The 12,954-nt window shown below is 42.7% G+C and carries 11 protein-coding genes; 1 reads left to right on the top strand and 10 read right to left on the bottom strand.

All coding sequences use genetic code 11. The features are described from left to right. Nucleotides 1–62: 62 nt before the first annotated feature. The 6 genes from H6F41_RS18735 to H6F41_RS03255 form a co-directional block, all read right to left on the bottom strand. Nucleotides 63–2,387, bottom strand: a complete 2,325-nt coding sequence (locus H6F41_RS18735; RefSeq protein WP_199288641.1) for a methyl-accepting chemotaxis protein — start codon at nucleotides 2,385–2,387, stop codon at nucleotides 63–65. Nucleotides 2,388–2,497: 110 nt separating this feature from the next. Further along, nucleotides 2,498–3,034, bottom strand: coding sequence for a chemotaxis protein CheW (locus H6F41_RS03275; protein WP_190402054.1), 537 nt, complete (start codon nucleotides 3,032–3,034; stop codon nucleotides 2,498–2,500). Nucleotides 3,035–3,047: 13 nt separating this feature from the next. Then, nucleotides 3,048–3,413, bottom strand: a complete 366-nt coding sequence (locus H6F41_RS03270; protein ID WP_190402053.1) for a response regulator transcription factor — start codon at nucleotides 3,411–3,413, stop codon at nucleotides 3,048–3,050. Between the two features lie 58 nt (nucleotides 3,414–3,471). Continuing rightward, complete coding sequence (locus H6F41_RS19215) at nucleotides 3,472–4,659, bottom strand: response regulator (protein ID WP_190402052.1); 1,188 nt, start codon at nucleotides 4,657–4,659, stop codon at nucleotides 3,472–3,474. Nucleotides 4,660–4,884: 225 nt separating this feature from the next. After that, a complete protein-coding gene (locus H6F41_RS03260) occupies nucleotides 4,885–6,129 on the bottom strand; it encodes a BMP family lipoprotein (RefSeq protein WP_190402051.1) in 1,245 nt (414 codons plus the stop codon). 247 nt (nucleotides 6,130–6,376) lie between these two features. Then, complete coding sequence (locus H6F41_RS03255; protein WP_190402107.1) at nucleotides 6,377–8,563, bottom strand: sigma 54-interacting transcriptional regulator; 2,187 nt, start codon at nucleotides 8,561–8,563, stop codon at nucleotides 6,377–6,379. Between the two features lie 184 nt (nucleotides 8,564–8,747). Between H6F41_RS03255 and H6F41_RS03250 the strand changes: the two genes are divergently transcribed. Next, nucleotides 8,748–9,815: a pentapeptide repeat-containing protein gene (locus H6F41_RS03250; RefSeq protein WP_190402050.1), complete on the top strand. Its 1,068-nt coding sequence runs from the start codon at nucleotides 8,748–8,750 to the stop codon at nucleotides 9,813–9,815. Between the two features lie 59 nt (nucleotides 9,816–9,874). Here the strand turns inward: H6F41_RS03250 and H6F41_RS03245 are convergent, their stop codons facing one another. From H6F41_RS03245 to H6F41_RS03230, 4 genes are all read right to left on the bottom strand, one after another. Further along, a complete protein-coding gene (locus H6F41_RS03245; protein ID WP_190402049.1) occupies nucleotides 9,875–10,123 on the bottom strand; it encodes a hypothetical protein in 249 nt (82 codons plus the stop codon). Between the two features lie 145 nt (nucleotides 10,124–10,268). Next, nucleotides 10,269–11,510 carry an HD domain-containing protein gene (locus H6F41_RS03240; RefSeq protein ID WP_190402048.1) on the bottom strand — a complete coding sequence of 414 codons (1,242 nt, stop codon included), beginning with the start codon at nucleotides 11,508–11,510 and terminating at the stop codon, nucleotides 10,269–10,271. Nucleotides 11,511–11,542: 32 nt separating this feature from the next. Continuing rightward, nucleotides 11,543–12,295 (bottom strand): precorrin-2 C(20)-methyltransferase, encoded by a 753-nt coding sequence (locus tag H6F41_RS03235; RefSeq protein ID WP_199288640.1) that lies wholly within the window; start codon nucleotides 12,293–12,295, stop codon nucleotides 11,543–11,545. Continuing rightward, nucleotides 12,292–12,921, bottom strand: a complete 630-nt coding sequence (locus tag H6F41_RS03230) for a precorrin-8X methylmutase (protein WP_190402047.1) — start codon at nucleotides 12,919–12,921, stop codon at nucleotides 12,292–12,294. The genes H6F41_RS03235 and H6F41_RS03230 overlap by 4 nt, the downstream gene beginning before the upstream one ends. Between the last annotated feature and the right edge of the window lie 33 nt (nucleotides 12,922–12,954).

The raw sequence follows: 12,954 nt of genomic DNA, 5'->3' as shown, positions 1-12,954 counted from the left end.
TTACTTTTATAAATCTCCTTGAGTTCTCAAAAATGAATGGAGAATCTATCGGATTGAGGAGATTAGGCGACCTTGAACTGAGCAACGCTCACCTGTAAGTCTTGAGCAACTTGCAGCAATTCTGCGAAGGACTTTGCTACATCCTCTGATTGTTTCGATGTATCTTCAGCAATTGCCGCGATACCCTGCATGGTTTCGCCCATCCGATCCGAGGTTTGGGTTTGCATATCTGCTGCGATCGCAATTTCGCGCACAATCGAGTTAACTTGTCTACTAACCGTCGCAATTTGATTCAATTTCTCACGGGCATTTTGGACTAGTTTTGTACCCATCACAACTTGTTCTGTACCTGTTTCCATTGCCGATACGACTTCATTGGTTTGGGCTTGAATTTCTTCCACAAGTTGTTCGATTTCCGCTGTCGATGCGGCTGATTGTTCAGCTAGGTCTCGGACTTCTTCGGCAACGACACTAAAACCGCGACCCTCTTCACCAGCACGAGCTGCCTCAATCGCGGCATTCAGTGCCAACAGGTTGGTTTGGGCAGCAAAGTTACTAATCAAGTTGACAATCCGCGAAATCTTTTGAGAGGTTTCACCTAAACGTTTTACCTTCTTCGCTGTTTCTGACACAGTTTCGCGAATTTCGGAAATCCCTTCCACTGTGCGGTTCATGGCTTCATTCCCCTCTTGTAGGAAGGTCACAGTCACTTGCATTTCCTGTTCTGCTTGTTTTGCTTTGTTTTCCACGCCTCGGCTCGATTCTGCCATTAACTTAACTTCTTGAAGTGCCGAGTTAATCGATTCTGACTGCTTCAGCGCTTCATTAGATACCGATCGCACTGACATTTCTTTACTGGTTGCAGTTTGGCTTACAGAGGTAGAAGCGTCTTGTACTTCCATTACCAGTTTACGAAGGTTACGGATAATCGCATTATAGGAGTCGGCGATCGTGCCAACTTCGTCAGCAGTTACGTTTGCCCGAATCGTCAAGTCACCACGACTAACGGGGTCTACTTCCATCAACAATTCCAAAGCTCGACGCTGCAAGAATTCTTTTTCCTGTCTTTGTTGCTCCGCCCGTTCATCGGCTTCTGCCCTAGCTTCTTGACGTGCATTTTCCAACCTTTCCGCTTCCTGCTGTTGGATGTCACTGAGGTATTTGAGCTGCTCTGCCATCGCGTTGATGTTGATAGACAAGATGCCTAGCTCATCTTCACTGGCTACTTCCATGCGCGTATCTAGATCACCCTGACCAATTTTGGTAACCACATCCGCAGCGTTCTGAATTGGCTTCAAGCCCCGATTAACCAATAAGGTCGCAAGGAAACCGACGACTAGAGCGGTTAAGCCTGTACCTGTGGCAAAAGCGATGATGATATCTCTGTTAGATCTAAATGCAAAGTCAACATCGAGCGCAATTAAAATCCCCAGATTGAGATTAGGCATATTGCGATAGGTGGATAATGGTACATAGGTTACGACTTGCTCTTTACCATTAAATTGATCGACTAGTTGCTCGGTTGTGGTGGTTTTAGCATTGATTGCGGCAGCGAGTTTAGGAAAGTCATCTTGAGCTTGGCGGTTCTCTTGAGATTTTTCCTTAGCGAGAATGATTTTGCCATTACCATCAAGAATATGGTACTCATCCTGCTCAGTGATACTTCCTTCGACAATTTCACTCAGACGATCAACAGGAATTTGCGATCGCATTACCCCAATCAACTTATCTGTGCCATTTTCTTTTACTGGCGCAGCTATGATTAAACTGACACTTTTGTCAGTGGAAGACTGCACTGGCTGCGTAATAAATGGAGTTCCTTTGGCAATTACATTTTTAAAGAAGTCACTATCTTTAATGCTAGCGTTGGGGTCTTGGGTAGACGTGGAGCGAATTGTGGTGATCCCATTTAGATTTGCAAAAGCAACTAGGTCATAGACTCCGTAAGTTGCAGTATAGTCATTGAGTACAGCTTCTCTTTCTGTCTGGGGCAAAACTGCCTGTACCTTAGAATTCGTGATAATGGGATGAGCTGCTAACACTTGAATGTCACCATACCGCTCATACACAAAGCGATTAATTTTATCGACGATCGCATTAGTTTTCTGTAGTTGTGTTGCCCGAATTCTTTCTTCTAGGGACACACTAGATAGATAAGCCGCCACACCACCAATGAGAACCACAGGCACTGTACTAATCGCAATTGCTAGTAATGTGGCTTTAGTGCGTAAGGTCAGCGATCGCCATTTGATTTTCCTCGGTTTTGGCTCAGACTGAAATAAGCTATCGTCATCAATTAGAACCTCCTCTAGTTCCGTTCCTAAATCTCCAATTGAAATTGACCCACTGGCTTCTTCATTGGCGGACGCGTTGTTTTGGGTTAGCATTGGTTTGTCTCCTCAAGTTATTCAAATTTCTTAAAAAATCTAGAAACACGGAAAATATAAAAACTTATATAAAAACTACAAACTCCATTAAAAATATTGGGCAAACAGAGTTATTGCACATTTCGCATAATTGCATGACCATCTAGCACCAACAGCGCTTCGTTGTCAGGGTTGAGCCAGTAACCATGGCAAACATCTGCCAAGATGGGATTACTAAATGAAATCCCTGACTTTTGCAGTTTTGAGCTGTCGCATTTCATCACTTGACCAACTTGCTGTACAGCTATTCCAATCACCATGTCCTGACTCTTCAAAAATAGAACGTGGCACTTATCTTGAAATTTTTTGAGTCTGTATGCTTGGGTATACAGAGGTGCATATCCCAATAGGCTAGCTAAATCAACAACCCAAGTCACATCGCCACGCCAGTTATATATACCCATCACACTAGGCGACAAACCTGCGATCGCAGTTATCTCTGACAAATCAACTCTGACAATTTCTAATAATTGACTTGTGGGCAACAAACCCTGCTGATCTGAAGCAAGCGTAAACGTCAAAAACTGGTCATTCTCCCTAGAGTTTTGCGGTCGAGCACCAACAAGCCCCGTCGATTTTGTTTGACTTTCAACGATCTGATTAGCCATAGCGATCGCAATCCTAATCTTTCACTAGTAATTTAATTGTGCGAACCAATTCCGCCACATCAACGGGCTTAGTCAGATAAGCCGAAGCTCCCTGCTTCATACCCCAAAATTTATCCATCTCACCACTCTTGGTTGAGCAAAGAATAACGGGAATATCTTTAGTTTCAGGCTTATCCTTCAAATCTCGACACAACTCAAATCCACTCTCATTTGGCAAAACTACATCCAAAATAATCGCACTGGGTTTCTGTTGGCTAATTTTTGCCCTAGCTTCATCACCACTCATCGCTAAAACCGTAATAAAGCCAGCATTCTTCAAGCCACCTGTAATAATTTCTGCTTGAGTCATTGTGTCTTCGACGACCAAGATCATACTCATATCTAAGCTATTTCCTTATGTTTTTTAATCGTTTTTGAATCAAGTGTTATTAAGCAAACTATTTTGTTTCCACTGGTAGAAACTTACCGAGAATCTGCAAAACCTTGGTAGGGTCTGGCGGTTTACTTAAGAAATCTGAAGATCCCGCCATTTTTGCCCTTACTCGGTCAATCATGCCATCCCGACCTGTGAGAATGACAATGGGAATGTCTTGGAAAGTTGTCGTTTTTCTTAAGAAAGTACACAACTCATAACCATTGGTATTTGGCATCACTAAATCCAGAAAAATCAAATCTGGTTTTCTTTGTAATAGGGTACTTACGCTTTGTAAAGGATCAGTAATTCCTAGAACCTCATAGCCCATTGGCTCCAGAATACTACGCATTTCCAGAGCCACCTGTGGACTATCATCAATACAAGCAATTAGTCCTCGGCTACTTTCAGGTTTTGCGCTAGTACGTGTTTTTTTATTAAGTGATGACCAGTCCGAAACCTCCTTAAAAGCAACAATTCCATCGACCACTAGGGGTAATAGCGATCGCATGACGGCAATCATTGAACAGTGCATCAAAATCGCCAAATCCCACAGCGTATTTTTGCCGTTGAGGATCTTCTTGAGGGTTTTGTAGGTTTTTTCGGTAATTGCTTCAGCCTTAACCATCACATCTAGCTGATCTGGATTCGCAATGTAGGGAGCCAGTTCAAATGAAAATCCCTGAATCATATTCTGGACATGGGATAACCCAGCCTGTTGCCATCGCAACTGAGCCGCAGCAACATTATCTAGTGTTTGGACAGTAGACAAAGCCACAATCGGCTTAAAACTGAGAGATTCTAAGGAATTCCATGCTGCCTTAGTTTTCTTTTGGTCACTTAGGCTGTAAAAGACTTCATGAATACTCGTTTGGATAATTGATCGAGCTTGATCGGTAGTTATTTGTTGAGATTGAATTGCGTGTTCAATCACCGAAATTTCCCACGCATCAATATTAGGGTCAGCAGCATCAAGCAGCTCCTGAATATTCACATTCTCAGAATGCTGACGCAATGCTCTTACCAATCTGCGAACGCGATGATTCCCCCCTGTGGCATACACCAAACGTCCAAGATAAAAATATATATTCCAAATAAGTAGTTCTTCGCCCGCTACAGTCACCACCACTTCACCAGTATCTTTTTGAAACATCGTATGGAGATGTTTCAAATCTTGAATAAACGTAAGTTGAGTGTTAGTTGATGTGTCCACTTAAACGGTTATGGTAAATGTTTAGTATAGATTTTAAAGGGTATAAATCTAATTTGTAGATTTAGAATAAGATCATACCCATATAATTATGAAAAGTATTCACTATACAAGCCTGATTGCAAGATTAATCTAGAGTCCACCTATAAACCATCCTATAAATTATATTTATGAGATGATTTATAGACAAATTAATCATAAAAAAGTTAATCGTTTTAATTATTATGATTATTTGCTAGCTCCCTGAATACCTTGCAATAGTTTGCCGAAATACCAAATTTGCTGTGGTGTAGCAGTCTCCCCCTCTTTGAGAAAAGGGCTGCCATCTTGATAGTTGAGAGGCCCCTTGTAAAGATTGATGCTGCCATTGCCTAAACCAGTGATAAATCCTGTTAATAACTTGTCATTTTCAGGGGTTAGGGCTTTTCCTTTTACAAAGCCAACTGCTGAAGTATCAACATTGTTTAAATCTTTCCAATCTGGCGCACCTGAAATAAATTCGCCTGTAAATTTCCCATCTTTAGCTTTAGTGATTTGCTCAAGGTAAGCAGGCCCCCAGTTGTAATAGGGAACTCCGATACAAAGCTCTGGTGCGAGGTTGCAACCAGTTTTGATGTCATAGTGTAGGAACTTAACTTTTTTGCCAGCTTCTACAGCTTTCTTGGTTTGAATTGATACTTCTGGGGTATCAATACCACTTAACACTACGTCAAAACCACTGTTGTAAAAATCGCTAGTTACTTTACTTGGGTCAAGAGTCTTGCCTGGAATATTGAACCAAAACCCAATCCAGACGACTTTAAAGGTTAAATCATTGGGATTCTTTTTGCGATAGTTTTGCCAGCAATATCGCGCACCTAAATAGCTAGCCGATGCTAATCTACGAGTTTCATCATTAATTACAGGGCCAACATAACCGATCTTGCCTGTTTCGGAGCTAAGCGCGGCAGAACAACCTGCGATCATTTTGCCATACTCGATTTGAGGCATGACATTGCCCAGATTGGGTTGATTTTTAAAGTTCTTTCCTTCTTTCCAAGCGTAGTCGCCACTGGAATGAATTATAGAAACGTTAGGATGTTTTTTTGCAGTGGCTAGTGCGTCGTCTTTAAAGTCATCGGAATTAAAAATTACTAGCTTTGCACCTTTGGCGATCAGATCATCAGCAACTTCAGAAGCTTTGAGGTTAGGACGATCGCCAGGATTGACTTGATCAACATACTTAAACTGAATATCTGGTTGTTTTTCAACTACATATTGTGTAGCTTCATAATGCGCTTGATTCCATCCCGAATCATTTCTACGTCCAACTAAAATCATTGCCACATCAAATTTATTAGCCTTAGATGCATCTATTGACGAAGTATTTGAAGAAGTGTTGTTACATGCTCCAGCGAGTATTCCCACCAGCGCTGGTAGCCATAATTGCTTGATGGAAACTAAAGATGTAAGTCTATTAGTGATTAGCCCCATGGATTAATTTAAGTTTTATTGTCATGTTTTGTATTGATCGACACTATATTACAGGATTGGCAAATATGCCTGAAAGTTATTGAAAATTAAAGTTGTTATAGTTTGAGATTTAATATTAATTAGATTTTTAAGGTGTAAACCAAAAGAGATTTGCGGCGCTTCGCGCCGCAAATCTCTTTTGATCTTACTTTTTTATTGTGCTGATGTTTCTATAGATTCTTATAAAAATAAAAAATATGGATGATTTTTAAATAACAATTGTCCATAATGCGATCGCAAAAAGCAATGTGCTGACATGGTGAGGTAACAGTGATTGCCAAGGTTGGCGGGCAATCTTTTGAGTGAGTATCCATGTGAGCAATACTGCAAAAATTAAGGTGACTGCCTGTAAGAATGCAATGACAGCAGGATGTGCGACGACCACTGGTAATGTTGCACCATCAAGACCAATAGTTGCCCAAGTGACGGGCAGTAATCGACCAGATTCTTCTAAAAAGAGACGCAGATAATGGGCAAGATTTGCGCCTAAGGCGAGGGGTAAATATCCGTAGGCAACTTGGATAAAGGGTTTCGGCTTGTAGACATTGAGGGGGATCGGCATTTGCCAAGATTCACAGTTCTTTTTCAAAATGATAGTGAACCAATATAGCGATCGCATTATTTGGTGAGCCGCTAAAGGGATTGCCGCAGTCATGAGCAAGATTGTGATGGATAGACCTAAATGGGGAAAGAATGGTGTAAAGCTAGTAGATAAACCCAATGTGAGGGAAATCTCTGGCAATCGGTGCAAAAATGCACCACCAAGCAGTAATAGCAATAGCGCAACTTCATAGGTGCGGGGAATATGGGTAGTCCACAATTCAATCGCGGGAGGGCGAAGATTGAACTCGACCGATCGATGGGGACATGCCTTGAGACAGGTCATACACAGCACGCAGTCGCGATTTTCTTGCAGTTGGGCAGGATGAGAATAGAGCGGACATCCATTGGTTTCTAATCCTTCTCCTTTTTGTGCGCCCCCTTTATAGCATTGATAGGTGGTACATTCCGCCGAACAAGTTCCTTGCTGGGCGCGGAGTTCGGTCATCGAGAGCTTGGCAAATAATCCATTCATGCCACCAATTGGACAGAGGTAGCGACACCAGTATCGACGCTCAAAAATGAGTGAGCAAATCACTGCACCTGCGGTAATTAGTAACAATAGATAGGCAGACAGATAGGCAGTATTTTGTAAATCCCATAGCTCTTCCCATAGATAAATGATTACAAATAGACCAAATAGAAACCAGCCACCCCATCGCTCAGACAGATCTCGGTTCCATGGTTGCAGTTGACGGGGAAATAGCCATAGGGATAATTTCTGCACGACCTCCCCATAAATCATGAATGGACAGATAGAACACCAGAGCCTCCCGACAAAGGGAAAAGCAATTAAAATTATGGGCCACCACCATGCCCAAAACATGTTTAAAGCAATATTGCGATCGCGAGTTTGGGGTGCCAGAAATAGGGTGGCGACCACAATCGCGAAAAAACCTAAGGTAAATCCATAGTTGATACGGGTAGGAAACCAATCACTGCGTAAGAAATTGCGAAGATTGGGATAGGCATTGAGCAGATTGAAGCGAAACTTTTTACCCTTGGGTTGAGTTGCCCAAAATACTGATTCGTCTAGCGATTGTGATCCCTGTGCTTGTAAGATCGCTCGTTCGACTAAAAGTTGTAGCTCTTGTAAATTACCGATAAAGTCATAACTTTGGAGACTGCGAAGGGCTTCGGCGGTGATGGTGGGTTTAGGAATCCCGCGATCGCGACAGAATAAACTAATGTAATACTCCACATGGGGTTGAATATCAACTTTTCGCACCCTTAATGATGGCACTTTAATGGAATGGTGAATCAATGAATTGCGTAAGGACTTTTGTTTCTCTGAAACCATGATGATCCTTGCTTCACAGCTCGCCAACTCATCACTACCAACAGGCTTAAATGTTCCCTTTTCTAGCAGTTGTTCGATTTGCGGAATTAGCTCCTTGGGCAACTCCTGCACATTATTTAAAACTAAAGTTCCCTTACCCAAATATGCCAATAGACCTTGATTCATCCCTGTCCGCCCAAATAGCTCAGCGCCATTTGCTTGAATCAGACTGCAATTGATTTTGGCGATCGATTCCCGCCGATTAGCAGAGTTGAAATGAATCAGGGCGGCAATATTATCTTTATCTAATCCCGGTTCACCCAAAATCAGCACCGATTGATGGTCTTCACTGGCTTGCTTGATTTGTTGGCGTAAACGTGTGGCATAGCGGCTTTTACCAATAATTCCCCGTTCTGCCTTGGTAACGAGGTAGGGTTGCAAAATCTGCGATCGCATTTGCATCCATTCGACAGAAGTTTCGGAATAATTAGCAGACATAAATCTTAACCGCCCCATGATTAATTTGATTGACAACTATGTTTGGGTTGCCCAAGCATAAATACTTATGCCGAATTATGTTGACATAATTACTGACTTTTTCTTGTTTCACCAAAGATAGCTTGGTGAGATTATATGGCATTCACAACTTTTTTATAATTACTACACTTAAAGTGATTATGATCCGATAGGGATAAGGACTATGGGCAACTCAGAACATCTTGCAATACTCAATCAAGGAGTAGCTAGTTGGAATAGATGGCGGGTAGAAAATCCTGAGATTATTCCCAACTTGAGTGGCACGAACTTGAGACGAGCCAATCTCCGTGAAGCAGATTTAAGTGGTGTCAATCTACGCTGGTCAAATCTGAGCAATGCCAATCTATTGGGCGCAAACTTGAGCGGCTCTGATCTCGTCAAAGCCAATTTGCGAGAGGCTGATCTATACAAAGCCAACCTCAAAGATGCCGAAGTCAGTGGCGCTTATCTGAGTAAAGCTCACTTGCGCGAAGCCTGCTTGGAGAGATGCGATCTAAGTTTGGCAAATTTGAATGGGACTGACCTGACCAAAGCCTACTTTAATGGCGCAAACTTGAGCGGTGCAGATCTCAATGAAAGTGATCTCAGTAATGCCAACTTGAGTGAGACCAACATGAGCAATGCGGTTCTCACAAACACTAATCTTACTAATGTGGATTTACGTCGGAGTGATTTGAGTGGTGCCAATTTAGAGTTTGCCGATCTGAGCAATAGCAATTTGTCAGATACAAAGCTATCTAGTGCAAATCTGAGCAATGCCAACTTACAGGAATGTGATTTGAGTAATGCGGCGCTTAATCAGGTCAATTTCAGCCATGCGAATCTAACTGACTCAATTATCAGTAATGCTAATTTGAGTAATGCTAACTTGAGCAATGCCATCTTAAAGGGTGCGGTGTTAAGCAATGCCATTCTTAGCAATGCAGATTTAAGTAATAGCAATTTAGAAGATACGATTTTTAGTGATGCCGTATTAAGCAATGCCATCTTAAATGGAGCGGTCTTAACAGGAGCGCAGCTAGTTGCCGCCAAGTTAGATGCTGCCTTCTTGATTGGGACTAACTTGGTTAAAGCAAATCTCAGATTGGCTAGTCTTAATGGCGTGAGTCTAATGGAAACGACAATGTTTGGCACGATTATGCCTGATGGCTCTGTTAGTAATTACAAAGAGAGAAAGAAGCCCATGGCTGCGGTAGGTCAGGCTCTAGAACTAAGCAATGTTGAAGCTTAGCCTCCAAATTAAAAAAGACTGGCTTTTGCCAGTCTTTTTTAATTTGGGGCGGGATAGCTTTAGCTGCCAACCTTACCATCGCCATCAATATCACGACCAGTTAGATTTTCTAGACCATGAACTGCCTTACTTGCTGAATCTTTTGCGATCGCACCAACATCGGTATTGAGGACATCACTTACTTTTTGGACATTCTCTTTGCCAACGACATCTTCAACTTTGCCCTTAACATTTTCAGCAACTTCACCTGCTTTTTCCTGTAAGTCGCTGACAAATCCACCAAGACCTGATTTTTGTTCTTCGCTCATTTTATTTACTCTGTGGAGAGGGGGAATTGCTTTACTAGATGATTATAATCATGAAATTTCTCAAAATCATGTTTGCCACAATACTCATTTTAAATACCCTATGTTTACATTTTTGATTTATCCAAGAACCGCAAAGCCTTGTCTCCTATGGATGTAAGAGCCATGCCCTTTGTACTGGCTGCACGATTGCTTGCACAAGAGGAGACAATCTCGCAATATCCTGTAAGCCTTGCTCTGTCTGCACATTAATTCCTTGACGATAGGTACTGTAGCCCTTGGTGCGAGATACTCTGATGCCGCAATAATATTTAAGATCTCGCGAATCTAGCCCCTGTGAGATTAACTTTTCGTAACATCTATTGAGGCTTTCCTGTTGTTGGCAATCATCTAAGTTAGAGATATCCGTGGCATGAAATAAATCGCGATCGAGAAAACGGCGGCAGAGTTCGGCAAGATGGCGATCGCAACTATTGCGCCATTGATGGATATGGTAAGCAAATACCACATCATCGGAGTTGAAATATTCGGCACAGGTCAGTAAATGCGGATCTTTCGTTAGCCACGCTGTCATAGTGCGATCGCAAAATATTGGCTCCGAAATCTGGGCAGCATCAGCATTGACTAAAAACTTTGCCCGTCGAAAAATACTCTCTAATAAAAACCTTGCCGCCAAATTTTTAGGATGGTTATAGACCTGTACATACATAAAGTAGCGCACCGTCAAATAATGCTCGATTGCCACCATCCCTTTGCGCCCAATCACTAGATTTTGAGAAATCGGGTCAAACCTGAGCGCCAATAAAATGCGATCAAGATCGATCTGTCCATACTTTGCCCCCGTAAAATAGCTGTCCCTTTCGAGGTAATCAAGGCGATCGCAATCAATTTGACTAGAAACTAATTGATAAATTAATGGCACAGGATATTTTTTGGTAAATATCTTTTCTAAATCAGTAATTAAATCTGGCGAAAATCTCTTTAAAATATCTGCAATATTGCCAGACTGGAGCAGTCGCAGCGTCCAAACTTCATGATTGCTGCCAAAAACTTCTTCTGAGGCATGGCTATAGGGGCCGTGACCAAGGTCATGGAGCAGAGCTGCCACTAGCACCACCGTCCGATGTACTGACAAATAAGGATATTTAATGGCGATCGCATCAAAGGCGCGACGGGTTAAATGCATCACCCCCAAGGAATGCGTAAACCGCGAACCCTCTGCACCGTGGAAGGTAAAGTAGGCAATATCGAGTTGACTAATCCGCCTAAGACGCTGGAATTCAGGTGTATCAATTAGTTGAATTAATAACGCCTCCGTGCAATCGCCACTATCAAGGGTAATTGCGCCGTGAATAGGATCGTTATAGGTGCGAGATTTGCCCAGATCCATAGGGATATTTTCAGGAATATTTCTAAAAGATACTAGCTTGGCTTGGTTTCACTAGGAATCATCACAATTGCCCAATAGGGAACTTGATCGGGTTCTACCGATGCGATCGGCTTAATTGTTTGATTGGGTAAAGTTGCCCGCTCAATATATAGAGCGCGATCAAAGAGTCCTAACTCTTCTAACACCGATTTCACTTTGGCAAAATGTCTACCCAACTTGATGATGATCGCCGCATCGGCAACCGCCAAGCGATCGCGCAAAGTATCTGCATCTAAGGTTGCGGGCATGATGCTCAACACATCATTGCGATAGGTGAGGGGTGCGCCCAACATCGCGGCACTGGCGAATGTCGAAGATATGCCGGGAATTACTTCCGTGTGAAAGCGATCGGCAAGACGATTGAAAATGTACATAAAAGAGCCGTACAACATCGGATCGCCCTCGCATAGTACCGCAACATCACGACCAGCCGCTAAATGCTCGGCAATCTTTTCTGCGCCAAGATCGTAATAGGGCTGCGAGGAACGTTCCACACTAAAGGGTAGGGGCATGGGGATTTCAATTTGCTCAGGGCGGATAAAATCAGCCACAATTGCCCTTGCCAAAACCTTGCCGTTTTCCATGGTTGGATAGGCAATTACAGGAACCGATGTCAAAATGCGGTGCGCTTTAATCGTTAATAGTTCTGGATCACCAGGCCCGATGCCCAAACCATAGAGGCTACCCTTGGGCGTTGAATCTTCTGGCACATTTATACTTTTATTGATCTCGTCAATAGGATTCATAGTTCACTTTCCATCGCTAATGCATTCAAGGCTGCGGCTGCCATCGCGCTACCACCTCGACGACCGTGAATGGTCAAAAAAGGCACGCCACGACTGTTTTCTGCTAAGGCTGCTTTTGATTCAATCGCGCCGACAAAACCAACAGGGAATCCTAGTATAACGGCTGGCTTAGGCAAACCTTGATCAAGCATTTCTAATAATCGAAATAGGGCGGTGGGGGCGTTACCGATTGCCACAATCGATCCCTCAATTTGCGATCGCCATAGCTCCATTGCTGCTGCCGAGCGCGTATTGCCAATTTGTTGAGCTAGGGCTGACACTTCAGGCTCATTCAAAGTGCAAATCACAGAGTTGTTTGCAGGCAGACGTTTGCGCGTGACTCCATTCGCTACCATTTGCGCGTCACAGAAAATCTTTGCACCATTTTTTAATGCTTTTCGCCCAATTTTTACGACATCTTCAGAATAAGCAAGATCACTGACAATATCCGTCATCCCACAGGCATGAATGAGTCTAACTGCGACCACCTCTAGGTCTTTTGGCAAGATCGACAGGTTAGCTTCAGCTCGGATTGTGGCAAAGGATTTTTGATAAATTTCATTGCCATCACGGATATAGTCAAGCATGGAAAGATTTGAGAAACGATTTTTAGTATAAAA

Origin of the sequence: Pseudanabaena mucicola FACHB-723 (genome assembly GCF_014696385.1) — a bacterium.
In the GTDB taxonomy this organism is placed as follows: Bacteria; Cyanobacteriota; Cyanobacteriia; order Pseudanabaenales; family Pseudanabaenaceae; genus Pseudanabaena.
This window is presented reverse-complemented; position numbering and strand designations above follow the sequence as displayed.